This is a genomic window from Actinacidiphila bryophytorum (assembly GCF_016916835.1).
GTDB classification, from domain to species: Bacteria; Actinomycetota; Actinomycetes; order Streptomycetales; family Streptomycetaceae; genus Actinacidiphila; species Actinacidiphila bryophytorum.
Genome location: NZ_JAFFIX010000027.1, coordinates 40,853 through 65,397, shown reverse-complemented (window position 1 = coordinate 65,397; position 24,545 = coordinate 40,853). Strand labels below are relative to the sequence as shown.

24 protein-coding genes and 1 pseudogene are annotated in these 24,545 nt (G+C 72.4%); 15 read left to right on the top strand and 10 right to left on the bottom strand.

Annotated features, from left to right (window positions below; genetic code table 11):
* Positions 1 to 56: 56 nt before the first annotated feature.
* Positions 57 to 1,433, top strand: a complete 1,377-nt coding sequence (gene dacB / locus JT723_RS29470) for a D-alanyl-D-alanine carboxypeptidase/D-alanyl-D-alanine endopeptidase (RefSeq protein ID WP_251513002.1) — start codon at positions 57 to 59, stop codon at positions 1,431 to 1,433.
* A 376-nt stretch (positions 1,434 to 1,809) separates the two neighbouring features.
* Here the strand turns inward: dacB and JT723_RS29465 are convergent, their stop codons facing one another.
* Both JT723_RS29465 and JT723_RS35535 read right to left on the bottom strand, forming a co-directional pair.
* Complete coding sequence (locus tag JT723_RS29465; protein ID WP_251513003.1) at positions 1,810 to 3,309, bottom strand: threonine/serine exporter family protein; 1,500 nt, start codon at positions 3,307 to 3,309, stop codon at positions 1,810 to 1,812.
* 10 nt (positions 3,310 to 3,319) lie between these two features.
* Positions 3,320 to 4,045 carry a DedA family protein gene (locus JT723_RS35535; RefSeq protein ID WP_251513005.1) on the bottom strand — a complete coding sequence of 242 codons (726 nt, stop codon included), beginning with the start codon at positions 4,043 to 4,045 and terminating at the stop codon, positions 3,320 to 3,322.
* A gap of 158 nt (positions 4,046 to 4,203) precedes the next feature.
* Between JT723_RS35535 and JT723_RS29460 the strand changes: the two genes are divergently transcribed.
* The 3 genes from JT723_RS29460 to JT723_RS29450 all read left to right on the top strand — a co-directional run bounded on the left by JT723_RS29460 (position 4,204) and on the right by JT723_RS29450 (position 8,903).
* Positions 4,204 to 5,595 (top strand): ABC transporter ATP-binding protein, encoded by a 1,392-nt coding sequence (locus JT723_RS29460; RefSeq protein ID WP_205047884.1) that lies wholly within the window; start codon positions 4,204 to 4,206, stop codon positions 5,593 to 5,595.
* Positions 5,596 to 5,654: 59 nt separating this feature from the next.
* Entirely contained in the window at positions 5,655 to 7,055 is a 1,401-nt protein-coding gene (gad, locus tag JT723_RS29455) for a glutamate decarboxylase (RefSeq protein ID WP_205047883.1), read from the top strand.
* A 147-nt stretch (positions 7,056 to 7,202) separates the two neighbouring features.
* Positions 7,203 to 8,903 (top strand): serine/threonine protein kinase, encoded by a 1,701-nt coding sequence (locus JT723_RS29450; protein ID WP_205047882.1) that lies wholly within the window; start codon positions 7,203 to 7,205, stop codon positions 8,901 to 8,903.
* A gap of 24 nt (positions 8,904 to 8,927) precedes the next feature.
* On the opposite strand, the gene JT723_RS29445 is transcribed toward JT723_RS29450, so the two are convergent.
* Positions 8,928 to 10,013 carry a PP2C family protein-serine/threonine phosphatase gene (locus tag JT723_RS29445; protein WP_205047881.1) on the bottom strand — a complete coding sequence of 362 codons (1,086 nt, stop codon included), beginning with the start codon at positions 10,011 to 10,013 and terminating at the stop codon, positions 8,928 to 8,930.
* Between the two features lie 142 nt (positions 10,014 to 10,155).
* Here JT723_RS29445 and JT723_RS29440 point away from each other — a divergent pair, with 142 nt between their 5' ends.
* From JT723_RS29440 to JT723_RS29410, 7 genes are all read left to right on the top strand, one after another.
* A complete protein-coding gene (locus JT723_RS29440; RefSeq protein WP_205047880.1) occupies positions 10,156 to 10,371 on the top strand; it encodes a dodecin in 216 nt (71 codons plus the stop codon).
* A gap of 418 nt (positions 10,372 to 10,789) precedes the next feature.
* The gene (locus JT723_RS29435) at positions 10,790 to 11,260 is read left to right on the top strand and encodes a DUF7144 family membrane protein (RefSeq protein ID WP_205047879.1); all 471 of its coding nucleotides are present in this window, start codon (positions 10,790 to 10,792) and stop codon (positions 11,258 to 11,260) included.
* Entirely contained in the window at positions 11,257 to 12,303 is a 1,047-nt protein-coding gene (locus JT723_RS29430) for a rod shape-determining protein (RefSeq protein ID WP_251513007.1), read from the top strand. Before JT723_RS29435 ends, JT723_RS29430 begins: the two co-directional genes overlap by 4 nt.
* 362 nt (positions 12,304 to 12,665) lie before the next feature.
* On the top strand, positions 12,666 to 13,796 hold the full coding sequence (locus JT723_RS29425) for a DUF3103 family protein (RefSeq protein WP_251513009.1): 1,131 nt from the start codon (positions 12,666 to 12,668) through the stop codon (positions 13,794 to 13,796).
* Positions 13,797 to 13,863: 67 nt separating this feature from the next.
* Complete coding sequence (locus JT723_RS29420) at positions 13,864 to 15,138, top strand: APC family permease (RefSeq protein WP_205047878.1); 1,275 nt, start codon at positions 13,864 to 13,866, stop codon at positions 15,136 to 15,138.
* A gap of 96 nt (positions 15,139 to 15,234) precedes the next feature.
* Entirely contained in the window at positions 15,235 to 15,696 is a 462-nt protein-coding gene (locus JT723_RS29415; protein WP_205047877.1) for a hypothetical protein, read from the top strand.
* Positions 15,674 to 17,434 (top strand): hypothetical protein, encoded by a 1,761-nt coding sequence (locus tag JT723_RS29410; RefSeq protein ID WP_205047876.1) that lies wholly within the window; start codon positions 15,674 to 15,676, stop codon positions 17,432 to 17,434. Before JT723_RS29415 ends, JT723_RS29410 begins: the two co-directional genes overlap by 23 nt.
* A gap of 114 nt (positions 17,435 to 17,548) precedes the next feature.
* Here the strand turns inward: JT723_RS29410 and JT723_RS29405 are convergent, their stop codons facing one another.
* The 4 genes from JT723_RS29405 to JT723_RS29390 all read right to left on the bottom strand — a co-directional run bounded on the left by JT723_RS29405 (position 17,549) and on the right by JT723_RS29390 (position 19,939).
* On the bottom strand, positions 17,549 to 18,628 hold the full coding sequence (locus tag JT723_RS29405) for an ABC transporter permease (protein ID WP_240166368.1): 1,080 nt from the start codon (positions 18,626 to 18,628) through the stop codon (positions 17,549 to 17,551).
* 83 nt (positions 18,629 to 18,711) lie between these two features.
* On the bottom strand, positions 18,712 to 18,912 hold the full coding sequence (locus JT723_RS29400; protein ID WP_205047875.1) for a hypothetical protein: 201 nt from the start codon (positions 18,910 to 18,912) through the stop codon (positions 18,712 to 18,714).
* Positions 18,900 to 19,124: a DUF397 domain-containing protein gene (locus JT723_RS29395; protein ID WP_205047874.1), complete on the bottom strand. Its 225-nt coding sequence runs from the start codon at positions 19,122 to 19,124 to the stop codon at positions 18,900 to 18,902. Before JT723_RS29395 ends, JT723_RS29400 begins: the two co-directional genes overlap by 13 nt.
* Positions 19,100 to 19,939 carry a helix-turn-helix domain-containing protein gene (locus tag JT723_RS29390; protein ID WP_205047873.1) on the bottom strand — a complete coding sequence of 280 codons (840 nt, stop codon included), beginning with the start codon at positions 19,937 to 19,939 and terminating at the stop codon, positions 19,100 to 19,102. The genes JT723_RS29395 and JT723_RS29390 overlap by 25 nt, the downstream gene beginning before the upstream one ends.
* A gap of 225 nt (positions 19,940 to 20,164) precedes the next feature.
* Between JT723_RS29390 and JT723_RS29385 the strand changes: the two genes are divergently transcribed.
* Positions 20,165 to 20,587 carry an ATP-binding protein gene (locus JT723_RS29385; RefSeq protein WP_205047872.1) on the top strand — a complete coding sequence of 141 codons (423 nt, stop codon included), beginning with the start codon at positions 20,165 to 20,167 and terminating at the stop codon, positions 20,585 to 20,587.
* A 56-nt stretch (positions 20,588 to 20,643) separates the two neighbouring features.
* Here the strand turns inward: JT723_RS29385 and JT723_RS29380 are convergent, their stop codons facing one another.
* The gene (locus tag JT723_RS29380; RefSeq protein ID WP_205047871.1) at positions 20,644 to 20,835 is read right to left on the bottom strand and encodes a hypothetical protein; all 192 of its coding nucleotides are present in this window, start codon (positions 20,833 to 20,835) and stop codon (positions 20,644 to 20,646) included.
* 127 nt (positions 20,836 to 20,962) lie between these two features.
* On the opposite strand from JT723_RS29380, the gene JT723_RS29375 reads away from it, so the two are divergent.
* Entirely contained in the window at positions 20,963 to 21,517 is a 555-nt protein-coding gene (locus JT723_RS29375; protein WP_205047870.1) for an EF-Tu/IF-2/RF-3 family GTPase, read from the top strand.
* A 251-nt stretch (positions 21,518 to 21,768) separates the two neighbouring features.
* Positions 21,769 to 22,251: a hypothetical protein gene (locus tag JT723_RS29370; RefSeq protein ID WP_205047869.1), complete on the top strand. Its 483-nt coding sequence runs from the start codon at positions 21,769 to 21,771 to the stop codon at positions 22,249 to 22,251.
* Here the strand turns inward: JT723_RS29370 and JT723_RS29365 are convergent.
* Entirely contained in the window at positions 22,217 to 22,999 is a 783-nt protein-coding gene (locus JT723_RS29365) for an IS5 family transposase (RefSeq protein ID WP_240166367.1), read from the bottom strand. The genes JT723_RS29370 and JT723_RS29365 overlap by 35 nt on opposite strands.
* A 498-nt stretch (positions 23,000 to 23,497) precedes the next feature.
* Between JT723_RS29365 and JT723_RS29360 the strand changes: the two are divergent.
* Positions 23,498 to 24,040 (top strand): annotated as a pseudogene (locus JT723_RS29360) (site-specific integrase); the annotation flags it as partial.
* Between the two features lie 111 nt (positions 24,041 to 24,151).
* Here JT723_RS29360 and JT723_RS29355 read toward each other — a convergent pair.
* On the bottom strand, positions 24,152 to 24,541 hold the full coding sequence (locus JT723_RS29355; RefSeq protein WP_205047868.1) for a hypothetical protein: 390 nt from the start codon (positions 24,539 to 24,541) through the stop codon (positions 24,152 to 24,154).
* Positions 24,542 to 24,545: the final 4 nt, after the last annotated feature.

The following is a 24,545-nucleotide window of genomic DNA, read 5'->3' as shown; positions in this document are numbered from 1 at the left end:
CGGGTGATTAAGTGTCTCCCACGCAGGTGGGTGGTCGCGAAAGGGGCTGGTCGGCGGTGCCGCACAGCAGGAACGTGCAGGTGGTGGCGATATCCGCGGCAATAGGCGCGGTCGTCGCCGCCGGTGCGGTGGCCGCGGCGGGGCCGTGGGACGGCGGGCAGCGCAAGGCCGAGCGGCGGCATGCCGCCGCGCGCGACGGCCGCCATGCGCAGCCGCGGCCCGCCGCGGCCGCGCCCCTGACGCAGGGGGCGCCGCCCGCGCCCTCTGCCGCGCCCGTCCTGGCCGCCGCCGGCGGCGGGGCGCCGGAGACCGCGGCGCAGGTCGCCGCCAGGCTCGCACCGCTGATGAAGTCGCCTGCGCTCGGCACGGTACGCACCGGGGCCGTGCTCGACGTCACCTCGGGGGCGGTGCTCTACGACCACGGGTCAGGCATCGCCTCAACCCCCGCGTCCACCACCAAGCTCGCCACCGCCACCGCGGCGCTCGGCCTCCTCGGCGGCGACCACACCCTGACGACCAGCGTCGTCACCACCGCCCCCGGGCGCATCGTGCTGGTCGGCGGCGGCGACCCCACCCTGGAACTCGACCGGCTCGCCGCCGACACCGCCGCCGCACTGCGCGCCCGCGGCACCACGTCCGTCCGCCTCGGCTACGACACGTCGCTCTACACCGGCCCCCTGATGCACCCCATCGGCGTCAACGAGAACCTCGCGCCCGTCACCGCGCTCATGGTCCGCGAAGGCCGGCTCGACCACAGCACCAGCGGCATCGCCAAGCGCGCCACGGACCCGGCCCTCGCCGCGGCCACGTCCTTCGCCGCGCTCCTGCGCGGCCACGGCATCCACGTCACCGGGCACCCCGCGCGCGGGCGCGGCGCCGGCGGTACGCAGCTGGCCGCGCACCAGTCCGCGCCGCTCAGCGCCCTCGTCGAGCGCATGCTCACCGACTCGGACAACGACCTGGCCGAGGCGCTGGCCCGGCAGGTCGCCATCGCCTCCGGGCGGCCGGCCTCCTTCGCGGGCGGCGCGCAGGCCATACGGGCCGCGCTGCGGCAGTACGGTGTGCCGCTCGCGCACGCCGTCTTCGCCGACGGCTCGGGGCTCGACCACGTCGACGCGCTCACCCCCGCGACCCTCACGCACATCCTCGCTCTCGCGGCGTCCCCGGCCCACCCCGAACTCCGGCCCGTCCTCGCCGGGCTCCCCGTCGCGTCCTTCACCGGGACGCTGGCGTCCCGGTACCACGGTGCCGTGGGCGCGGGCCTGGTCCGCGCCAAGACCGGCACCCTCACCGGCACCAACACGATCGCCGGGGTGACGGTCACCCCCACCGGCCGTGTCCTGGCCTTCTCCTTCATGACCCAGGGCACGACGAATCCGGTCTCGGCCCAATCCGCCCTGGACGCCCTGGCCACATCCCTCTCCGCCCCCTGAGGGGGCGAGCCCCCAGCTTCCTGCCCCTTCCGGCGCCCGATCGCCTCTCCGCCGCCGGGAGCTTGTCGCGCAGTTCCCCGCGCCCCTGAAAAACGCCCACCCTCCCAGGCACAGGGCGCCGCCTGAAAGCGCAGGCCCTGCGGGAAGAGGGCAACCACCCAGGGGCGCGGGGAACTGCGCGACCAACCACCACGCACCGGAAGCCGACCGCCCACCGCAAGAGGCAGGACCTGAAGGGGCGCGGGGAACTGCGCGCCCAACCCGAGGAACGGGAAAGAAGCAACGCCACAGCAAGTGGCAACCACCCAGGGGCGCGGGGAACCGCGCGACCAGCCCCCACCGGCGGGCAGGCGAACCGCCTGCCGCAAGGGCACCCCTAGAACCCGCGGGTGCGCTTGGCGGCGCGGCGGGGGGCCGCAGGCCCCGGGGTCGGGAGGGCGAGGCGGGCGATCTCGTTGCCGAGGTTCACCCCGATGGCGAGGGCGAGCGCCAGGGCCGCAGCCCTGGTGAGTTGCGTGAAGCCCTGCGACGCATGGTTCTGCGTGAAGGCCAGAAGTCCGAAATACGTCGCGGACCCTGGCAACAGCGGCCCGATGGCCGCGGTCACGTACGGCAGTACGGACACGTACCGGTAGCGGGCCATGAGCTGCCCGAACAGCCCGACGAGCCCGGCGGCAGCGGCCGTCGCGGCGACCTGGTTGCCGCCGGCCTGCTGGTGCAGGACGCCGAAGACGGTCCAGGCGACGCCGCCGTTGAGCGTGGCGAGCGGCAGCACGGCGCGTTCGCACTGCAGGAGCACCGCGAAGGCCAGCGTCAGCACCATCGCGGCGACGAGCTGCACCCAGGGGTGGTCGTAGGCGCGGATGGCCTGGTCGGGGTTGAGGTCGGCGCCGAAGTGGACGCCGGCGTAGAGGATCAGGGTGACGCCGATGACGATGCCGACGACGAGGTAGATCACTTCGAGCAGCCGCGCCGACGCGGTGATGTAGAAGCCGGTGAGCCCGTCCTGCACGGCGGCGACGAGTGCCCGGCCTGGCAGCAGCGCGAAGAGCCCGCCGGTGATGACGGCGGAGGACTGGACGCCGGCGGCGCCGGGGATCCAGTGGGCGCGGTCCACGAGGACGCCCATCGCGGCGGCGGGCATGGCGGCGGCGGCGAACTGGTAGAACTCGGGGATCCCGCGCCCCGCGAGCAGCCAGGCGAGCCGGTCGCCGAGCATGGCGGCGACCCCGGCGGCCAGGAAGATGATGAGGTTGCCGCCGACGAGCAGGCTGGCCGCGCCGGCGAGCAGCCCGGCGGCGCCGGTGAGCAGCCAGCTGCCGTACGGGTGCCGGTTGCGCCGGATGTCGGCGAGCCGCCGGTAGGCGTCCTCCAGGGTCGCCTCACCGGTGGTGATGCCGTCGACGAGGCGGTAGACGGCCGCGAGCCGCGTGTAGTCGGTGACGCGGCGGCGCACCGTGCGGCTGCTGGTGAGCGGCGGGTCGGTCAGCGAGGGCTGGTAGGAGATGCCCAGCAGGGTGAAGGTGACGTTGGGCTCCACCCGGGCGAGCCCGTAGGCGTAGGCGACGCCGAGCATGGCGGCCTCGACGTCCTCGGCGCCCTCGCCGCCGGCGAGCAGGAGTTCGCCGATGCGCAGGGTCAGGTCGAGGACCCGGGGCACGGAGACGGTGTGCCCGCCCTCGGGCCTGGCGGCGAAGGCGGCCTCGGGGCCTGGCCGCTCGGTGACGGGCAGCCGCACGAAGGTGCGCATGCGGTCCTGCCAGCGGGCGTCGCCCGGCGGCAGTGCGACGACGGGGATGCCTTCGGGCGGCGTGAAGGCGGAGCCCTGGCCCGCTTCCGGCTCCTCCCCCGCGCCCGGGCCGCCGCCGCCCGTCACCCGCCCGGCCTCAGTTCTTCTGCGCGCGGTGCCGGCCGCCCCGCGGCGCCCCGATGACCTCGGGCGTGGTGTCGGCGTCCGGGCCGGCCTCGTACCCGGCGGCTTCCGAGCCGGTCTTGGCCTTGCCGCGGGAGCGCAGGTACTCGATGGCCAGCGGCACCACGGACACCAGCACCACCAGGACGAGGATGGCCTCGATGTTGTCCTTGACGAATTCGATCTGTCCCAGCCAGTAACCCAGCAGGGTGACGCCGGCGCCCCACAGGGTGCCGCCGATGACATTGAAGGTGGCAAAGGTGCGGTAGTTCATTCGGCTGACGCCTGCGACGATCGGGGTGAACGTTCTGACGATCGGCACGAAGCAGGCCATCACGATGGCTTTCGAGCCGTGGTGCTCGAAAAAGCCGTGTGCCTTCTCGATGTTCTCCATCTTGAACAGCCGCGAGTCGGGGCGGCTGAAGAGCGAGGGGCCGACCTTGCGGCCGAACAGGTAGCCGGCCTGCTGCCCCAGTACCGAGGCGACCGCGATGAGCGGCGCGACCGCCCACAGCGGCTTGTCCAGGGTGCCGCCGGCGACCAGCAGACCGGTCGTGAACAGCAGCGAGTCGCCGGGCAGGAAGAATCCGATCAGCAGCCCGCACTCCGCGAACACGATCAGCAGTACGCCCCACAGGCCGTAGGTGTTGATCAGATGGTCGGGAGAGAGCCAGCTCGGACCGAGCGCGAGGTTCGTCACGATCCAAAAGTATCAATGCAGTGTTGATACAAACGTTCCGCAACCTGCGAGTAGTGGACTACCTTCTCCGCAGTGTCACCCGCGCACCACCGCATGTCCGGAAAGTCATCCCCCCACGTGCCCCGTCACTGCGTCCGAACCACCTGGCGGCTCCCGTTATGACTCGCGCCATCACCCTGCACGAAGTTTCCAAGTACTACCCGAAGCAGCCGTCGCCAGCCGTGGACCGGTTCTCGCTGGACATCGCGCCAGGGGAGTTCCTGGTGCTCCTCGGCCCCTCGGGCTGCGGCAAGTCCACGGTCCTGCGGATGATCGCGGGGCTTGAGGACATCACCACGGGCGAGCTGCTGCTCGACGGCGAGTACTCCAACGACCTCGCGCCCGGCGACCGCCGGATGGCCATGGTCTTCCAGAACTTCGCCCTGTACCCGAGCATGACCAGCCGGGAGAACATCGGCTTCCCGCTGCGGTTCGAGATGCCCGGCGAGGAGCACGGGCCGCGGGTCGACGAGACCGCCCGCATCCTCGGCATCGAGGAGATCCTGGACCGCTACCCGGGCCAGCTCTCCGGCGGTGAGCGCCAGCGTGTGGCCATGGGCCGGGCCATCTCCCGGCACCCGTCGGTCTTCCTGATGGACGAGCCGCTGTCCAACCTGGACGCGAAGCTGCGCGCCCACCTGCGTGCGGAGATCGCCCGCCTCACCCACGGCATGGGCGTCACGACCGTGTACGTCACCCACGACCAGGCAGAGGCCATGTCCCTCGGGGACCGGGTCGCGATCATGCGCAGCGGTGTGCTGCAGCAGATCAGCACCCCGCGTGAGGCGTACCACCTGCCGGAGAACGTGTTCGTCGCGGCCTTCGTCGGCACCCCGCGGATCAACCTGCTCCAGGCCACCGTCATCGCCCCGCTCACCGGCGGCATGTGGATCGACTTCGGCCGGCAGCGGCTCGGGCTGCCGGAGCCGCTGAGCTACGACCACCAGATGCTGCGCATCCAGCAGGGCCGCCGGATCATCGTCGGGCTGCGCTCGGAGGCGGTGCGTATCGCGCAGCCCAGCCAGGCGCACGCCGGCGAGGTGGTGCTGAGCGGGATCGTGGAGCACGTGGAGTACCAGGGCCACGAGTCGCTGGTGCACCTCAACACCGGGTCGCGTCCCGCGCTGGTGCCCGAGCTGGAGGCGCCGCGGCCGGCCGCGGCGGCACGGAACGGCTCGCGCCGGGGCGGCAGCAGCGGGGTGGGGCTCGGCAAGCTCGCGCAGAAGGCCGCGCGGCGCATCCAGGCCACGGTGATGGAGCGGGAGGGCTCCGCCTCCTCGTCGTCCAACGGCGTGCCGCCCAAGCCGCAGCAGGCGCCGGTGTCGGTCATGGACCGGCCCACGACGCCCGAGACGCAGACCGGCGACCTGGTCGTCCGCACCGGCCCCGACATCCGGGTGCGCCGCGGCGACCGCGTCCCCCTCCTGGTCGACCTGGCGCACCTGTACGTCTTCGACCACGAGGGCCAGCGCATCTGCCCGGCCCCTGCGCGGCAGCCGCGTCTGGAGTAGCGGCGTCCCCGTTCGCGCCCCTCGCGACAGGCGGGCAAATCCGGACATATTGTGACGCCATGGCACTGCACAAAGGCTCAGGCAGCCCGCGGGCGATCGCGGTGAACCCCTTCGTCGGCGAGGCCGACCCCGTCCCCGGGCGGGCGACGGCCCCGCCCAAGCACCGGCTGCCGGACGGGCCGATGACGCCGTACGCGGCCTACCAGCTCGTGCACGACGAGCTGATGCTGGACGGCAACTCCCGGCTGAACCTGGCCACCTTCGTCACCACCTGGATGGAACCCCAGGCGGACGTCCTGATGGCGGAGTGCCGGGACAAGAACATGATCGACAAGGACGAGTACCCGCGGACCGCCGAGCTGGAGCGGCGCTGCGTGGCGATCCTCGCCGACCTGTGGAAAGCGCCGGACCCCGAGGCGGCGGTCGGCTGCTCGACGACCGGGTCGTCCGAGGCGTGCATGCTCGCCGGAATGGCGCTCAAGCGCCGCTGGTCCCGGCGCACCGAGGGCTATCCGGCGACGGCCAGGCCGAACCTGGTGATGGGCGCCAACGTGCAGGTGTGCTGGGAGAAGTTCTGCACGTTCTGGGAGGTCGAGGCGCGGCTCGCCCCGATGAGCGGCGACCGGCTGCACCTGGACGCGGACTCCGCGCTGGCGCTGTGCGACGAGAACACCATCGGGGTGGTCGCCGTCCTCGGCTCGACCTTCGACGGCTCCTACGAGCCGGTCGCGGAGATCTGCGCGGCGCTGGACGCGTACGAGGAGCGCACCGGCATCCACATCCCGGTGCATGTGGACGGCGCGTCGGGCGGCATGGTCGCGCCCTTCATCGACGAGGACCTGGTGTGGGACTTCCGGCTGCCGCGGGTCGCCTCGATCAACACCTCGGGGCACAAGTACGGCCTGGTCTACCCCGGTGTCGGCTGGGCGCTGTGGCGGGACGCCGCCGCGCTGCCCGAGGAACTGGTCTTCCGGGTGAACTACCTGGGCGGCGACATGCCGACCTTCGCGCTGAACTTCTCCCGCCCGGGCGCCCAGGTGGTGGCGCAGTACTACAACTTCCTGCGGCTGGGGAAGGACGGCTACCGGGCGGTGCAGCAGACCAGCAGGGACGTGGCCACGTCGGTGGCCGACCGCTTCGCGGACCTGGAGGAGTTCCGCCTGGTCACCGGCGGCGAGGACCTGCCGGTCTTCGCCGTGACCACGGCGCCCGACGTCACCTCCTTCGACGTCTTCGACGTCTCGCGGCGGCTGCGCGAGCACGGCTGGCTGGTGCCCGCCTACACCTACCCCGCCGACCGGCAGGACCTGGCGGTGCTGCGGGTGGTGTGCCGCAACGGCTTCTCCGAGGACCTGGCCGACCTGCTGATGGCCGACCTCGCCCGGCTGCTGCCGGAACTGCACCGCCAGTCCGGTCCGCTGGACCGCCCCTCGTCGGTGGCGACCGCCTTCCACCACTGATTCCCCACGAGTCCTTCACCACCTGGTGACCCCGGTGGCGCGGCCGGCCGCGGCAGTGCCACAGTGTCCACTCCGGTCGGCCGGCCGGCGATCAAATGGACGCGCAGTACGTGGGGTACGGGTGCGACGGGACGGGGGAGTTACGAGATGGATCCGCTGACGACGGGCGACCCGGCACAGGTCGGCCCCTACCGGCTGGTGGGCAGGCTGGGCGCGGACGCGCTGGGCCAGGCCTACGCGGCCCGCCACCCGGCGGGCGCGACGGTCACCGTCACGCTGCTGCACCCGCACCTGGCGGCGGACCCGCAGGCCCGCGCCCGCTTCCGCAGCGACGTGGACGGCGCCCGCCGCACCGGCGGCCCCTTCGTGCTGCCGGTCGACGCCGACACCGAGGGCCCCGCGCCCTGGGTGGTCACCGCGGACTCCGACGTGCCGACGCTGGCCTCGGCCGTCGCCAAGGGCGGCCCGCTGCCCCCGGACCGGATACGCGAGGTGGCCGTCGCGCTGACCGGCGCGCTGGCCGGCGCCCGGCAGGCCGGGACCCTGCTGGTGGGCCTGGAGCCGTCCGCGGTGGTCATGGGGCACGAGGGGCCGCGGCTGGCGCCCTTCGGGATCGCGCAGGTGGCGCGCAGGGCGGGCGGCGAGGACCCGGACGCGGTCTACGGCCTGGGCGCGGTCCTGCACTTCGCCGCCACCGGCCGCCCGCCGTCGCCCGGCGGGCAGGGCTGGCAGCCGGGACCGCCGCAGATCGCCGACCCGGTGCTCGGCCCGCTGGTCGCCGACTGCCTGAACCCCCGGCCCGCCGCCCGGCCCACCCTGCAGGACCTGGTGGGCCGGCTGAACGCGAGCACACCGCCCGGTGCCGTACCGCAGCTGGTGGCACCGCCGCCGCGGCCGTGGTGGAAGGACGTGCCCGCCTCGGTGGCGGCGACGGCCGTGGCGCTCGCGGTGCTCGTGGTCCTGGCGGTGACCGCGGGAAGCTCGGGCGGCCACGACTTCACCGCGACGCCACCCGCGGGTGCGACGCCGAGCGGCCTGCCCTCCTTCGACCTGCCCTCGGTCGACGGCTCCGACGACGGGGGCAGCAGCACCGGCAGCAGCGGCGGCAGCGACGACTCGGACTCCGACTCCGGCGACACCGCCACCCCGTCGGACTCGCCGACGCAGGCCGACCCGATCGCGACGGCGCAGACCGGCGACTGCTTCAGCAACTACGGTTCCGCGCAGACCGCGGACCTGTCGCCGACCGCCTGCGCACCGCAGACCTTCAAGGTCGTGCAGGTCCTCCAGGGCACCACGGTGACCAGCGGCTGCGACCGGGTCGAGGGCGACGACTGGAACGTGTCGTACCCGATGCAGAACCTGGTCCTGTGCCTGAGCTACCAGTACGAGAACGGCACCGCCTACCATGCGGCGGCCGGCGACTGCGTGTACGGCAGCAGCGCCACCAGCGACTGGGACGAGCTGGACTGCCAGACCGGCGCCTTCACCGTGCAGAAGCGGATCACCGGGACGACCGACGGCAGCCGCTGCAAGGGGCTGCGCAACAACGACTGGTCCGAGCACTTCGGCGTCTACGGCCGCGACGACCTGGACGTCACGCTGTGCCTGAGCATGGTCTACCCCGACGACGCGGGCCACGCCGTGCTGAACCAGTGCATGCACTTCACCGGCCCGGCCACGCAGCCCTCGCTGCACGCGGCCAAGTGCAGCGCCGCCAACGTCATCGTCACCGGCCGCACCCCGCACTACAACGACAGCAAGTTCTGCGGCAACGACGCGTGGGCGACCTGGAAGCCCGACAACTACCCCCAGCTGGCGTACACCCTCTGCTACCGGCACCGCTGAGCGCCGGGGCTCCGCAGGCGCCGGTCAGTCGCGGCGCACGGCGAGCACCGCCCGGTCGTCGTTGCCCGGCCGCCCCCCGGTCCAGGTGTCCAGGTCCCGCAGCAGCGCCTCCACGGCCTGCTGCGGGCCGGCCTGCGGGCCGAGCGCGGGCAGCCGGGCCTGCGGCTCGTAGAAGTCGCCGGCCGCGTCGCGGGTCTCGGTCACCCCGTCGGTGACCAGCAGCAGCGTGGCGCCGTGCGGGACGTCCACCGTGTCGGGCACCGAGCGCACCCCGCCCAGCCCGTGCATGCCGAAGGGCAGGTCGGGCGCGGAGGGTTCCAGGGTGCGTACGGACCCGTCGGCGGTCAGCAGGTACGGCGGCGGGTGGCCGCGGTTGACCAGGTGCAGGGTGCCGCCGTCGGCGCTGAACTCGGCGAGCAGCCCGGTGGTGAAGCCCTCCAGCTGCGTCTCGCCGCCGCTGCCCGACTGGTGGCGGTCCAGCGCCCGGTCCAGCCGGTCGGCCAGCCGCGGCAGGTCGGGCTCCGCGTCTGCGGCCTCCCGGAAGGCGCCGAGCAGCACCCCGACGGCGCCGACGGCGCCCAGGCCCTTGCCGCGGACGTCGCCGATGAGCAGCCGGATGCCGTACGGGGTCGCCTGGGCGGCGTAGACGTCGCCGCCGATCCTCGCCTCGGACGCGGCGGCCTCGTACCGTGCGGCGATGCCCAGCGGGCCGAGGCGCTGCGGCGGGTCGGGCAGCAGGGCACGCTGTGCGGCCTCGGCGACCCCGCGTACGGTCGCCAGGCGCCGCCCGTGCCGGCGCAGGATGCGGTTGACGGCCACGGCGATCACGCCCGCCAGCACGACGCTGCTCAGGTCGGCGATGCCGCGGTGGTCGTAGAGCCGGTTGTCCTCCATGGTCAGCGCGAGCATCGCCAGCAGTGCGGCGCCGAAGGTGATCATGGTGGCGCGGGTCGCCTGGGTGGCCCCGGCCAGCACGCAGCCACCGGCGAACAGCGGGTCGCCGGTGTACGGCTCGGGGGTCGCCAGGTCGAATACCACCCCGCCCGCGACCATCCCGCCAGGTATCCAGCGCACGAGTGCGGTGGGCCAGCCGAGCGTCACGTTGTCCATTTTATGACGATACGCACTCACGTCGGCTGCCGTCGCCGGCGTATCGGCCGCCGTGCGGTCCCGCCAGGTGTGCGGCACGGTGGAAGGGCACCCCGGCCCACGTCCGGGGGCGCCCCCGACCCCGACCGAAGGGCAGTCCGCCATGACCGAGCACACCTACCGGGTGACGGAGATCGTCGGCACGTCGCACGAGGGCGTGGACGCCGCCCTGCGCAACGGCATCAGCCGGGCCGCGCAGACGCTGCGCGGCCTGGACTGGTTCGAGGTCACCCAGGTACGCGGGAACATCGTGGACGGCGAGGTCGACCACTACCAGGTGGGTCTCAAGCTCGGCTTCCGCCTGGAGTCCGCGGACTAGGCCGTGTTTTGGAAGTAGCGCCGTCCGCCCACAGGGCGGGCCCCGCGGCGTCCGGTGCGTGCGATCGCAAGGCGGAGGGTCGTCCTCGTAGTGGGCCTGCTCGGACGACTCCGACAACGCAGCGAGCGTGCGTGCCAGGCGTCGCGGGGCAGGCGGGACTTCCAAAACACGGCCTAGCCGGCCGCCTCCTCCGCCGGACCGGGCCGGCGTCCGCCCCTCTTTCGGCCTCCTCGGCACCCGCCGGGCCGCGAAACCCCCGCATGGCGCACTCCCGTACGGCCCAGTCCTGCTCGCATTATCCGACTGGTCGTCACATCATGTTGTCGTCAAGGCGGGTTTTGTACGGGTTCGCACCGATTGCAGGCTTTCGTGGTGATCCGCACGGCTCCCGCCGCCTGCTTCAGATCCGGGAGCCGCCATGAGCCAAGCCACCCCCTCCCCGCAGCCGCCGCCCCCAGGACCGGGCCACTCGCACCACGACGACAGCCGCAGCGCCTGGGCGGCGGGCGGCACGGTCTTCGCCGGGATCCTGCTGGTGGTCGCCGGCGTCATGGCGGTACTCGAAGGCATCGTCGGCATCGCCAAGGACTCGGTCTACGTCGTCACCCGCGGCGACTACGTCTACAAGTTCGACGTCACCGCCTGGGGCTGGATCCACCTCGTCCTCGGCGTCATCGCCGTGATCGTCGGCGTCTGCCTGCTCCAGGGCGCCACGTGGGCGCGCTTCGCGGGCATCGCCATCGCCGCGCTCGCGCTGCTGGCCAACTTCATGTTCCTGCCGTACCAACCCGCCTGGTCGCTGATCATGATCGGCATCTACGTCTTCGTCATCTGGTCGCTGGCCACCTACCACCCCCGGCGCGGCTGGCAGTCCGGGAGTGCACGGTGATCGGCGCCCCCGGCAACCCCACCCTCGTCCAGCTCCGCCGCTGCACCGTCGCCGTCGACCTGGGTGCCGCACGCACCAGGGTCTACCTGCGCGGCACCGGCCTGGTCGCCGACGAGCCCAGCGTGGCCGCGGTCGACATCCGCACCGGCGCGCTCATCGCGGTCGGCGCCAACGCCGAGCAGATGGCCGGCCGCACCCCCGAGCACATCCGCGTCGCCCGCCCGGTCGCGGGCGGCGCGGTGGTCGACATCGCCATGGCCCAGCGGATGCTGCGGCACATCCTCGGCGACAAGCTCGGCCGCCGCAGGCTGCGGGTCCCGATGATGCGGGCCGCGGTGTGCACACCGCACGGCAGCGAGCCGATCGCCCGGCGGGCGGCGGTCGAGACGATGTACGGGCTCGGCGCGCGCCGCGTCGAACTGGTCGACACCCTCATCGCCGCGGCCGTCGGCTGCGGGCTGCCGGTGGAGCACCCCGAGGCCACCATGATCGTGGTGTGCGGCGCGGGCACCACGCAGGTCGCCGTCCTCTCGCTCGGTTCCATCGTGGCCGCGGAGACCGTGCCGGTCGGCGGCGACGCCATCGACCGGGCGGTGGTGCAGCACCTGCGCAATGCGCACGAGCTGATGCTGCCGAGCCAGTCGGTGCGCCCGCTGCACCAGATGCTCGGTGCCCCCGGCAGCGGCGGCACCCCCACCACGGAGGTCCATGGCCGCGACGTCGTCAGCGGCATGGCCCGCTCGGTGCTGGTCGAGACCGAGGGCGTACGGCACGCCATGCGCACCCCGCTGACCGCGGTCGTCGACGCCATCACCGGCGTCCTGCGCCACTGCCCGCCCGACCTGGTCGCCGACCTCGGCGACCGCGGCATCATGCTGGCCGGCGGCTCCGCCCTGATGCCCGGCCTCGACCTGATGCTCCGCCAGGCCACCGACATGCCCGTGCACGTCGCGGACCGCCCCGACGTGGTGGCCGTCCAGGGCCTCGGCGCCATGATCGAGGGCCGCGTCCGCCCCCTCCTCCTCGACCCCCTGACCGTCTGACCCACCCCCGCGAGGGGCGGGCCGGCTGCAGCCGGCCCGCCCCTCGCGGCATGCGCGGGCAGCCCCGCCGCACCCGCGCCCCCGCCTGCGCCGCCCGGCCCGGACGCTCGACACCGAGCCGGCGATCGGCCTCACGCCCAGCGCGGATGCCGCCTGAGCGAGGCATGGCGGGTGGCCGTTACGAGCCAGTAGTACGCGGCTCGGCCATGTCGGGCGGAGTGGCTTGTGCGGCTTGGCATGTTCCGGCCATGATGGCGGCGGTGCGGGTGTCTACCCGCATAGATCGGCTCCGTCCTGAGAACCCCCGCCCGCCGCCCCGCCGCTCACCAGCGGCACCGGCACCCCTCCAGGAGGAACCCCCCGTGCACCTCACCGCAAGCAAGCGCGCCGCGATCACCCTCGCACTCGGCGCCACCTGCGTCCTGGCAGCCCAGGGCCTCGCCCTGCCCTCAGCACAAGCAGCCCCCACCACGACCGCCACCTCCGCCGCCTCCCCCGTCACCGCCGCCGAGACAGCCGTCGCGCGCGGCCTCGCCGCCTCCCTCGCGGACCCCGGCTGGCGCGGCCGGGTGCGGTCAGCCGCGCTCGGCTCCGGGCAGGTGGACCTGGCCCGCCTCACCTCGGGCGGCGCCGCGCCCGCCGCGCTCGCCGGCGCGGTCACCGCCGCCGACCTGAAGATCGCCGCGGCCAAGGGCCTGGGCGCGCAGACCGGTTCGCTGCTGCGGGTCCGGCTGGGCGCCGACAGCATGAAGGCCGCGCTCACCCCGGACACCGCCCCCCTGGTCGCGGTCGCCGCGGACGACGACAACGGCGCCGCGGTCACCGCGTACGACAGCGCGGGCCGCGCCCACACCCTCAGCGCCCGGCAGACGCCGCAGCAGCCCGTCTACGTGGTGGACGTCGACGTGGCCAAGGCCACCGCGACCGGCCTAGCCCAGGTGGACAAGGCCTTCAGCCAGGCCGGTCTTTCCGCCCCCGCGACCAGCACGACCGCCACGACCGGCGGCTACTGGACCACCAAGATCAACTCGGTCTACCTCAACGACGACGAGGAGCCGTGGATTCTCGGCGACGCCGAGATCTTCTCGCTCGTCAGCGGCTTCGGGTTCGACGGCAAGGTGCGGGTCGACACTGTCGACATGCCGTACCTGGACAACGACCACACCACCTACTACCCCAACCAGATCCTGGCCAACTGGTCCTCCTACAAGTACAACCTGGCCGACGTCGTGATGATGGAGGACGACGGCGACACCAACTACGCCACGCTTGCCAAGGCGCTGGCGGACGCCCTGCTCACCATCACCGACCAGGGCGCCTACGTCCCCCTGGTGGACGCGATCCTGGCGGCGATCCCGTCGTCCTGGTACACCAACGACGCCGACTACGTCGACTCCTGGTACACCCTCGCGCAGACCTCCTCCGGCCAGCTGAACGGTGCGCGCGGCAACGGGCGCATGACCGTGGAGCCCTACTTCGTCCAGCAGTTCTGACCCGGCACGGGAGGCGGGGCGCCCGGCCCCGCCTCCCGGCACCGTCCCGTCACTTCGACGTGGCACCATGCCGCCCGTGACGGAACAGGGAATGGTGCGGCGGCTCGGCGTCGGGGACGCCGTGGTCGTGGGGCTCGGCGCGATGGTCGGGGCCGGGGTCTTCGGGGCGTTCGGACCGGCCGCGGGGGCCGCGGGGGCCGGGGGCGCACTGCTCGGCGCGCTCGGGCTCGCGGCGGTGGTGGCGTACTGCAACGCGACCTCCTCCGCCCGGCTGGCCGCCCGCCACCCGGAGTCCGGCGGCACGTACGTCTACGGGCGCGAGCGGCTCGGCCCCTTCTGGGGCTACCTCGCGGGCTGGAGCTTCGTCGCGGGCAAGACCGCGTCCTGCGCGGCGATGGCGCTGACCGTCGGCCACTACGCCTGGCCGGGCCACGCCCGCGTCCTCGCCGTCGCCGCCGTCGTCGGCCTGACCACCGTCAACTGCCTGGGCGTGCGCAAGTCCGCCTGGCTGACCCGGCTGATCGTCGCGGTGACGCTGGCCGTGCTGGCCGCGTGCGTCGTCGCGGGCCTGATCGGCGGCCACGCCGACGCCGGGCGCCTCACCGCGACCGGCACCGGGGCCTCGGCGCACGGCCTGCTCCAGGCGGCCGGCCTGCTCTTCTTCGCCTTCGCCGGGTACGCCCGCATCGCGACCCTCGGCGAGGAGGTACGCGACCCGGCCCGCACCATCCCACGAGCGATCCCGCTGGCCCTGGGCATCACGCTGCTGGTGTACGCGGCCGTCGCCGTCACCCTGCTGGCCGTCCTCGGCCCCGCCGCCCTGGCCCGCTCCACCGCCCCGCTCGCCGACGCGGTACGGGCCGCGGGCGCGCCGGGCCTGGCCCCGGTGGCCCGCACCGGCGCCGCCGTGGCCGCACTCGGCTCGCTGCTCGCGCTGCTGCTGGGCGTCTCCCGTACGACGCTGGCCATGTCCCGCGACCGCCACCTCCCGCACGCCCTGTCCGCCCTCACCGCCGGCGCGCCGGTACGGGCCGAACTCGCCGTCGGCGCCGTCGCGACCGTCCTGGCGGCCACGACCGACCTGCGCGGCGCCATCGGCTTCTCCTCCTTCGGCGTACTCCTCTACTACGCCATCGCCAACGCCTCCGCCACCCGCCTCACCCCGGCCGAGCACCGCCCCCCGCTCGCCGTCCCGGTCGTCGGCGCCCTCGGCTGCGCCGCCCTGGGCGCGAGCCTCCCGGCGTCCTCGGTCCTGTCAGGCCTCGCGGTGACCGCGGTCGGCGCCGCCCTCTACGCGGTGCGCCGTACACGCCCCAACGGCCGGGTTGGACACGGTGGATGACCGGATTTCTACGATCAAGTACGTAGTTCTCCCCCCACCCCCGCCGGGTACATATGCGCTTGCCACAATCGCCGCGCGCCCCGCCCGGAGGCCGTCTTGCCCCACGGTGACACCACCGCCCGCCTCGTCATCGACAACTGGCCCGGCTTCTCCGACATGGTCGGCGACGACGTCACCCGCCGTATCGCCGACGCCGTGGCCGCCGGGCAGGACCCCCGCGAGCTGTACCACCGCGAGGCGGGCGGCGAGCCCTTCGACTTCTACGGCCTGATCGAACTCCTCGGCTCCGCCGCCGGGATCGTCGAGTTCGGCCTGACCTTCCACGACCGCTTCCGCACCCGCACCGGCCGCCCGCCGACCCGCCGCGAGATCCACGACGAGATGGTGGCCGAGGCCGAACGCCGGGACCTGCCCGAGGAGATCACCGAACAGGTCGGCGACGTCGCCGAGTCGATCCTGCGCGACGCGTCGGACGCGTCGGACCCGGCGGCCGCGGCGGACACGTCTGGCCCGGCGGGCACGTCTGGCCCGGCAGATGGCACCGGGCACGCCGGCTAGCGGGGACGCCACCCCCGCCACCCCACCGGCCGCGGACGCGAAGCCGGCCGGCAGCCGCGCGGCCCGGTTCGCCGAGGCCCGCGTGATGCCGCTCGCCGCGGACTTACCGCTGCTGCTGCTCCGTCTCGTGGAGCGCGTCCCCCTCTTGGCCGCGGCGACCTACGCCGTGACCGTGGTCGAGCGGGTCGCGCTGCCGCTGTTCCTGACGATCCTCATGGTGCGCAATTTCTCCTCGCACGCCGGCATGCTGGCACTGTCGATCGGCTTGATCTCCTCGAACCTGACGCGGTCGGCCGCCTGGGCGGCGATCTCGCTGCGCAACACCAAGGGGGCCGCCCTCCGCCTCGCCGACCCCCGCTTCCGCATCTCCGAGGTCAGCGACCTGCGCTACCTCGTCAGCCCGCAGGCCTGGTCGGAGATGCACCGGCACCGCAGCGACGAACCCGTCAGGGTGCGGGTCTTCGTCACGAGCGCCCGCGACGGCATCCAGGTCGACGACCGGACCTTCACCAGCTACGCCGGGACCAGCTACGTCTGCATGGCCCGCGACCCCCGCCAGGCGCGGCGGGCGGGCGTGAGATTCCGCCTGCTGCACGAGCTGGGCCACGCCTCCGGCGCGGCGATGGGCAACGTGGAGTACGAGATCGTCCCCGCCGCCCAACTCGTGTGCCTCGGCAGCCTGCTGTTCATGCTCGTCCAGAAGACCGTGCTGTCGATCACGGTGACGGCGGTGCTGATCGCACTCGTCTACACGGTCGCCAAACCGTTCGGCCCCAACCGCGAGGCCCTGCAACGGGAGATCGCCGCCGACGAGTTCGCGATACGCCACCTGGCCGTCGAGGACGTCCGGCAGGGCGTCGAGGACGCGCTCCTCGGCCCCTACCGCTACCAGCTGCGCAAACTCGCCCGCGCCCGCGGCGCCTTGGACCGCGCGGACCTGGACAGGATCTCCCTGGAGTTCCCCGGGCACCGCAGGGTCGACACGCTCGACCGGCTGCGGCCGTCCTTCCACACCAGCCGCAGCCCCGCCTGGCTGCGCGGCCACGAGCTGCAGCGGGTGGCGATCCGCGCCTCGTACGCCCAACTGGCCTTCACCCGCCGCCTGTCCAGGTCCCGTGGTGCGCAGCTCGGCCTGGGCTCGCCGTACTTCCGGATTCCCGGGTGGTGGCAGGTGCGGCCCCTGATCACCGTGCCGCTGGTCGTCGTGGCCGCCTTCCAGGTCGAGCTGCCGCCGCACGCGTGGGCCTATTTCACCGCCGCCGCGGTCTCCCTCTTCTTCACGCACGCCTACCTCCGCGTCCGGGCCGCGGAATGGGAGTCGGTCATCGACCTCATCGCGGACAAGCGCGGCGACGCCGGCGAGGAGAGCGAGGCGGAGTACCGCCGCAATGTCGAGGCGGCGGTGGCGAAGGAATCCGCCAAAGCGGCGGCCCGGCGGGAGGCCAAGCCGCAGGTTCCGCCGATCGCGGAGGACCCGATGTCCTGGCCCGCGGCCACCGCCCGCGCACTCGTCGCGATCCTGCTGTGCTCGCTGCAGGCCGCGGTTCTGGTCGCCTTTTCACCGCGCGGCTTCCTCCACTCGGCTGCCTCGCTCCTGGCGCTGGTCTTCCTCAGCATCGTGCCGGGCACGTACACGTTCACGTACACCAAGTCGACCAAAGCCGCCACGCTGGCGACGTGGCTGGCGTACCTGCCCATGACGGCGATCGTGGTCCTGGTCCTGACGCACCGGCTCTGAGCACAGCGCCCCGCGCCCGCCGCCGGCAGGGCCACAATGTGGGAGCCATGGGGAGCCACTGGGGCCGGAGGGGAGCGGGCGGTGACGCCGACGCCCAGGCCGCCGTGGAGGCGCTCAACCGACCGTCCCCTCCTCCGCGCGGGGCGGCCCCATCACCCCGAACTTCGCCTGCCGCCGCAGCGACGCCAGGACGCCCACCAGCACCCCTCCCACCGCCCACGCGGCCAGCACCCACCAGGCGGTCGCGGTGTCGTGCCCGCCGAAGTAGGAGTAGTTGCGCACCAGCGTCACCCCGGCCCCGTTGGGCAGCGCAGGCCCGATGTCCCGCCAGAAGGGCGGCATCAGCGACGCCGGATACACCCCGCCCGCACTCGGGTTGCCCAGCACCACGAAGATCAGCACGGACAGGGCGATCCCGATCGGCCCGAGCAGCACCTGGAAGGCCATACCGGCGGCGGCCGTCGCGAAGGTGATCAGCACCGCGATCCACCACAGCGTCCAGAAGTGCCTGGGCAGCGCGTCGAAGACGAGGTCGGCGATGATCGCCGCCCCGAGCCCGGACAGCACCGACAGACCGGCCAGCGCGCCGAGCCGTACGAGCGTACGGTGCTGGTTCGCGGGCCGCGCCCCGAACGACATCGCCAGCGCCGCCGACGCCAGGTAGCCGCCGATGATCACCCCGACGACGAGGTAGAAGCTGCTCAGCCCGCGCCCGTCCGCGGGGTTGGGCGCCCGCAGGTCGGTGACCACGACCCGCCGCGGCCCGTCCGCCTTCTGGAAGACCAGTTGCAGGGCCGTCGCCCCCGCAGGCCCCCCGGCGGTCGCCACCAGCAGCCGGTCGGCCCCAACGGCAGGCCCGACCACCAGCGCGGCCTCCACACTCCGGTCCAGCACCATCGCCCGCGCCTGCCCCACGCTGTCCGCCGACCTCGCCGACAGCGGGTGCCCGGGCAGCGCGTTGAGCTTCCCGACCAGCGCGGCCTGCGCCCCCGCGGGTGCGACCACGGCGATCGGCACCCGGCTCGGCTTGGGCGAGTGGAAGGCCCCGATGTAGGAGACGATGAAGGCCAGTTCCAGCACCAGCACCCCGAGCAGCAGGATCGACGCCCGCGGCGTCACCGCGTCCATGACCTCCCGCCGGAAGCCCTTCGACGGCCGGTAGTCCTGCGGTGGTGGCGGCGACATCTCTGCCATGGCGACTCCATGCGTTCACTCAACGACCCTGAGTGACCATAGAAGCACCTGGGTACGACAGAACGCGTCCCGGCGCGCTCCCGTCAGCCTTCCTCCGGCCCGGTCCGCCGGTCGGCGACGCGATGCCCGTCCGCGGTGTCCCCGGTCCGCGCCTCGGTGCGGTGCCCGCGCTCCAGGTAGTCCCGCACGATCAACTCGACCGCGTCCTGCGGACTCCGCGTCCCGGCCAGCAGCATGACCTCGATCGCGAGGTCACTGTCCAGGCTGATCGTCACCTTCGCCATGGAAAGCGGTCCGCCTTCACGTCGGCGACGAACGCGGCCCAGGCCACGGCCGGAAAGACCAGCGCAGGCCCCTGCGGGTCCTTGGAGTCCCGCACCGGGACGATGCCGTCGAAGCCGGGAGCGACCTCGACGCAGCTGTCGGGGTTCGACGTGTCGCTGTACGACGACTTACGCCACGAGGCGGCGCTCAGATCTGGTGCGGAATTTCGCATGACGTGTGGTCCTCCAGCGTGGTTCGCATCAGTGCGAGGGAGTCGCGAGTAGAGAGCGCACTGTCCCTCAGCAGATCGTAGGCCAACCGAATCCGCTCCACGTCCTCGATTTCCTGGACCAGTTGGCCGCTCCAGATGTTCTCGAAGTAGGCGACCGTACGCCCGCTGGGCAGCCACAGTAGTTGGACGGTGTTGAAGACCAGGGCGTGCGGACCGATCCCGAAGGGCACGATCTGCAACGAGATGTTCGGCTCTTGGGCAGCCTCCACCAGCCGCGCCAACTGGTCGGCCCACACCTGCGGGTCAGAGGTCGGACGCCGGATCACCGACTCGTCCAGCAGGCCGCGGTACTGCAGGGCCTTCGGCCCGGCAAGGCGTTCCTGTCGCGCCATCCGAGCCCGCACCTGGCCAGTCAGTATCTCGTCACTCACCTGACCTTCCAGCCGAAGCAAGGCCTCGGCGTAGCCGGGCGTCTGCAAGAGCCCCGGCACGGTGCTCAGGCTGAACGCATGGATGCCGGTGGCCTCAGCCTCAACATCGCTGAAGCCCTCGTACCGGTTGGCGCCGGCCTCGCGCTTGGCGAGCCGCCAGAGGTGGGCAAGGAGATCCCCCGTGCCGTAGGTCCGGTCGAGGACACCGGCGGCGTCCACGGACCCCAACCGCCCGCCGGTCTCCAGCCGTTGCAGATACGAGGCGTCGTACTTCGTGCGCTCGGCCAGCTCGGCGAGCGTCCACCCGCTGCGTTCCCGTTGCCGCAGCAGCTCGTTGCGGTAGACGGCGCGAGCCGACAACTCCTCGTCCCCGTTGACGTCCATACGAACTACGCACCCACTTCCGTTGCCTCGGGTCCGGGCAACAGCCCGGAAACCGCCGTCGGCCAGGGCACGGACCTGCATGCACAGCGTTACGACGGCACGCCTGCGAACCGGCGGGATGCCGGTCGGGGAGGGCAATCCCCCACCCCTACAGATCGTAGGCACGATGCCGCACGCTTACCTACGGAACGTCAGAACCCGATCACCCAGAGGCGGCACGCAGCAATGGCGACCACGACCGACACCTACCTCCCGGCGCAAGTGCTGTGGCCCGCCACCCCCCGCGGCGTCCACCAGGCCCGCCACTCCCTGGAACGCCAACTGGCCCGCTGGGACCTCTCCGACCTGGCAGATGTCGCCGGCCTGGTGCTGACCGAACTGATGACCAACGCCCTCCAGCACGCCACCGCCCCCGGCCGCAAGACCGGCGTGAGCATCCTGCGCACCCCCGCCGGCGTCCGCCTGGAAGTCCACGACTCCATCCCCCTGACCGAGGCGACCCCCACCCTCACCCCGGCCCCCCTCGACGCAGAACAGGGCCGCGGCCTCACCCTGATCGACACCCTGACCGCCCACCAATGGGGCGTCACCCCCCGCAACGGCCCCGGCAAAATCACCTGGGCACTCTGCCCCCACCCGACCACCTGACCCGCCCGCGTACTACGCATCCCTCTCACATCGAGGCGCCGCCCCCGCGCCCACTTTCAAGAGCTGCTGAGACGCCGGGCCTCCGCCACGAGCCCTGACGACAGCCCGACACCCTCGCAGGCGTAGCCGATCAGCAGCTCCCGGTAGGCCGTGTTCGTGAGCTGCGGTGCCAGCGCGATCAGGTCCCGCAGGTCGGCGGACGCCCCGGTCAGCCTTGCGCGGTACGCGGCACCGGCGGCGCGCAGCACGCCTTCGTCCGGCTCGTGCCGCAGTGCACCATCACCCTGGCCAAGCTGAGACCCGCGTCCACCGCCCGGTTCGACATCGCCCGAGAATATCGTCCGACGACGACCGACCGCCGGGAGGAGAGCCCTGATGTTCCTGATGCCCATCGAGGACGTCTTCTGCCGGAACCAGGGCAGGGTGGTCCTGCTGACCGGCAGCATCGCGCGCGGGCGGGTCGCCCGGGGCGACGAGGTGGCGGTCGTCGGCTTCGGCAGCAATGCGACCGTCACTGTCGAGGAAATCCATGCCCCCCGTCGAAGCCTCGCCGAGGCGAGCGCAGGCATGAACGTGGGCCTGTCGATACGCGGCGTGGCGGCCGATGCCGTCGTACGAGGCCAGGTGCTGGCAGCACTTGGCTCGATCCGAGAGCACACCGGCTTCGCGGCGGACATCACCCTGCTGTCAGAGGAGCAAGGCGCCGCCACCCTGCACACCGGCGAGCGGCTCCAGTTCCACATCGGCACCGCCGTCGTCACGGGCGACGTCACCCTCACCGGCTCCACCGACGCCCTGCACCCCCTCCACACCGGAACCGCGACGATCACCCTCGACCAGCCCGTCCCCCTGGAGCAAGCCCAGCCCTTCGCCTTCCGCCACCTGGGCCGAGCCGCCGGCTCGGGAACCGTGACCCGCCTCCTCGACTGACCCGGGCGATTCGCCTTCGGGCCCCGCTGGCGTGCACACAGTGGCGCACGGGAACGGCCCCTGGCCGTGCGCCGACGCAGGCGCCAGCCGGCAGTTCGCTCAATCGCGGTCCGTCGAGACCCGGCGGCTCGTTCTCTGAGAAGCTGTTGTCTTTCCGAAGGTGCTGGCCGTGTTTCCGCTGGTCAGGTGTGATGTTGGCGGATTGGCGGCAGGGATGACGTGTTGTGTCGTCTCTTCGGTGGAGGTGCCGTGTGCCGTCGGTGATGGGGTTGTTGGAGGAGCGGGAGCGTGCCGCCCGGCAGCGGGTGGAGGTCTTGCAGGCCGGTCTTCGGGAGGCGGAGGCCGTGCTGGAGCGATTCGTGATCGCTCGGGAGACGGTCGGGCAGGTTCTTGCGGAGCCGCGCTGCGGCCGGGAGGCGGCGCCTGCGGTGGTCGAGGCCCGGCCGGCGCCGGTGGCGGGTGCGGTGCCCGGGTCGGTGGTGCCGGTCTGGCGGGACGGGCTCGACGCGAGCGTGCTGGCGCCGGACTACCGGCGGATCATGAAGGCCCTTGGCGGGTCGGGCGGAGAAGCGATGGACTGCCGGCAACTCGCGGCAGCACTCGGGCTTGAGCCGGTTCCCGCGAAGGTCGAGGGGGTGCGGTCGAAGGCCAAGCGCCTGGCCGCGCGTGGGTGGCTGGCGGAGAACAGGCCGGGGATGTTCAGCGTCGTTGCCGGGCCAGGCGGCGGCTCATGACCATGCTCATCGACCACCAGATCATCGCCTCCGCACTGTCGGTGCGCCGTTCGTAGTCGCGGGCAAGGCGGCGTGAGCGCATCAGCCACGCGAACGTCCGCTCCACCAGCCACCGTTTGGGCAGCACGGTGAACCCGCTGGTGTCGTCACTGCGTTTGACGACCGTCAGCGCGATCTGCAGTACCTTGCGGGCGAAGTCGACCAGCTGCCCGGTGTAGCCGCCGTCCGCCCACACCCGCGTGATCCGCCAGTGCCGGCGCCGCAGCCGGGCCAGGAGCGTCCGGGCTGCCTCGCGGTCGGTCACCGACGCCGCCGTGACCACCACCGTCAGCAGCAGTCCGAGTGTGTCCACCACGATGTGCCGCTTGCGTCCGTTGACCTTCTTCCCGCCGTCGAAGCCCCTGGTCGCGGTCGGCACCGACGCGGCCCCTTTCACCGACTGTGCGTCGATGATGCCCGCGGTCGGTTCCGTGTCCCGGCCGGCCGCCTGCCGGACACGGTCACGCAGCCTGTCGTGCAGTTCGCCGATCAGCCCCTGGTCGCGCCAGCGCCGCCAGAACGCGTAGACGCGGTCCCACGGGGGGAAGTCCGCTGGCATCGCCCGCCACGTGATACCGCCCGCGACCAGGTAGCGGACCGCGTCGAGCATCTGCCGGTGGCAGTAGCCCTCCGGCCGCCTGCCCCTGCCCTCCATCCAGCCGGGCACCGGCAGCAGACCCCGTACCGCGGCCCACTCCGTATCCGTCATGTCCGACGGATACCGCGGCTCCCGGCCGGGGCGGTCGCCCGCGTTCCCGAAACGGTGCGCGAGACAGTCACACGACCGGGCGAACGAGCTGGACCCGCCCGACGCAAAGGCGTACAACAACGGCAACAGGGCCTCCACGGCATGCTCGTTGGTCTCGACAACCCCGAGATGCACCGGAGGCCCTGTCCCCATGCCTGCCCCGACCGAAGATCACCCGACCGGGAAACCACACTCGAACCCACGCTCACCACGCTCGATAGCGCAACAGCTTCTCAGTCTGCCAGTGCACGACAACTGGTGGCAGACCGAGACCGGCAGCATCATGATCGCGAACGTCCCCGGGACGCAGATCCGACCGGGATCCATGGGGCGACCGCTACCGGACGTGGAAGCTGCGGTCCTGGAACGCGGGCCGAACGGTCGGGCTCAAGTCGTCGGCGGACGCGTGCACGTGCTGGACGGCCCGGGAGCGGAGGGCGAACTCGCGCTGCGGCCCGGCTGGCCGGCGGGACCGCCAGCATCCGCCGCACCTTGCAGCGCACCAATTCCAGCGGCCTGACCGCTCTGCCAACCAAGACCCAGAGCTCGGAACGGCGGATCGCCCTGCCCACCCCATGCCTGCGCTCCCTCGAACAGCACCGCGACCGGCAGCGCCAGGAACGCCAATCGGCAGGCACCAGCTGGCGGGACAGCGGCTACGTGTTCACCCGGCCCGACGGAGCCCCGATCGAGGGAGCCACGCTCACCCGACACTTCAACACTCTGCTCCGCCAGGCCAGGCTCCGCCGTATCCGCTTCCATGATCTTCGGCACTCGGCAGCGACCCTGCTCCTGGAGCAGGGCGTCGAACTCGTCGTCATCAAGGAGCTACTCGGTCACGCCCACATCGGCGTCACCGCCACGGTGTACGCCCACGTCCGGCTCCGCCTGCAGAGGCAGGCCATCGACCTCCTCGGCAACGCCCTCCGTGACCCCACCAAGCCCGCCGCCGAGCCCGACGATGGTGACGAACCGCCGCTTTGTGCAATCACCGTCTGTTGACGTTGCCGTCAACTACTGCCGTCAAGACGGCAAGAAGCCCCGCCAGGACCCCCACGGTCTTGGCGGGGCTTCTTGCCGCTCAAATCATGGAATTACATTCCCTGATGCCAGCTAATGCCGGGCATAGCTTTTTCTTGCACGGGCTAGGACGTCGACAGCCTGTGCAGATCCAACGCGCACTCGGACGGCAGGAGATGACGTTTCGAGAAGCGAATCCCCAAGTCCGGTGGCCAAGGCCCGCAAGGCGGCCTCTCGCACAAGACCGAACTCGCTTTCATCGTCGGCGATATCCATCAAACTTTTCGCCAAGTCCGTCGGCCCGCCTGCATTTCGAAGGTGCCTGCCAGTGATGGAAATGGCGATATCTCGAACATCGCCATCAACATCCCAATCGACTCCAGCCAGGAAGCTGCGGAGCTCAGGGAGGAGCTCAGAAGACATCCCCCAGTAGTCACCAAGTACCTGCAAGGCAAGGCGGGACAGCATTGGATCCGCAGGCATACGG

What these genes read in the sequence shown, in the direction of transcription:
- JT723_RS29460 (WP_205047884.1), top strand. Translation starts at nt 4,204, where the DNA reads ATGACTCGCGCCATCACCCTGCACGAAGTTTCCAAGTACTACCCGAAG.
- gad (WP_205047883.1), top strand. Translation starts at nt 5,655, where the DNA reads ATGGCACTGCACAAAGGCTCAGGCAGCCCGCGGGCGATCGCGGTGAAC.
- JT723_RS29450 (WP_205047882.1), top strand. Translation starts at nt 7,203, where the DNA reads ATGGATCCGCTGACGACGGGCGACCCGGCACAGGTCGGCCCCTACCGG.
- JT723_RS29445 (WP_205047881.1), bottom strand. Translation starts at nt 10,013, where the DNA reads ATGGACAACGTGACGCTCGGCTGGCCCACCGCACTCGTGCGCTGGATA.
- JT723_RS29440 (WP_205047880.1), top strand. Translation starts at nt 10,156, where the DNA reads ATGACCGAGCACACCTACCGGGTGACGGAGATCGTCGGCACGTCGCAC.
- JT723_RS29435 (WP_205047879.1), top strand. Translation starts at nt 10,790, where the DNA reads ATGAGCCAAGCCACCCCCTCCCCGCAGCCGCCGCCCCCAGGACCGGGC.
- JT723_RS29420 (WP_205047878.1), top strand. Translation starts at nt 13,864, where the DNA reads ATGCCGCCCGTGACGGAACAGGGAATGGTGCGGCGGCTCGGCGTCGGG.
- JT723_RS29410 (WP_205047876.1), top strand. Translation starts at nt 15,674, where the DNA reads ATGGCACCGGGCACGCCGGCTAGCGGGGACGCCACCCCCGCCACCCCA.
- JT723_RS29405 (WP_240166368.1), bottom strand. Translation starts at nt 18,628, where the DNA reads ATGGCAGAGATGTCGCCGCCACCACCGCAGGACTACCGGCCGTCGAAG.
- JT723_RS29400 (WP_205047875.1), bottom strand. Translation starts at nt 18,912, where the DNA reads ATGGCGAAGGTGACGATCAGCCTGGACAGTGACCTCGCGATCGAGGTC.
- JT723_RS29395 (WP_205047874.1), bottom strand. Translation starts at nt 19,124, where the DNA reads ATGCGAAATTCCGCACCAGATCTGAGCGCCGCCTCGTGGCGTAAGTCG.
- JT723_RS29390 (WP_205047873.1), bottom strand. Translation starts at nt 19,939, where the DNA reads ATGGACGTCAACGGGGACGAGGAGTTGTCGGCTCGCGCCGTCTACCGC.
- JT723_RS29385 (WP_205047872.1), top strand. Translation starts at nt 20,165, where the DNA reads ATGGCGACCACGACCGACACCTACCTCCCGGCGCAAGTGCTGTGGCCC.
- JT723_RS29375 (WP_205047870.1), top strand. Translation starts at nt 20,963, where the DNA reads ATGTTCCTGATGCCCATCGAGGACGTCTTCTGCCGGAACCAGGGCAGG.
- JT723_RS29365 (WP_240166367.1), bottom strand. Translation starts at nt 22,999, where the DNA reads ATGACGGATACGGAGTGGGCCGCGGTACGGGGTCTGCTGCCGGTGCCC.
- JT723_RS29355 (WP_205047868.1), bottom strand. Translation starts at nt 24,541, where the DNA reads ATGCCTGCGGATCCAATGCTGTCCCGCCTTGCCTTGCAGGTACTTGGT.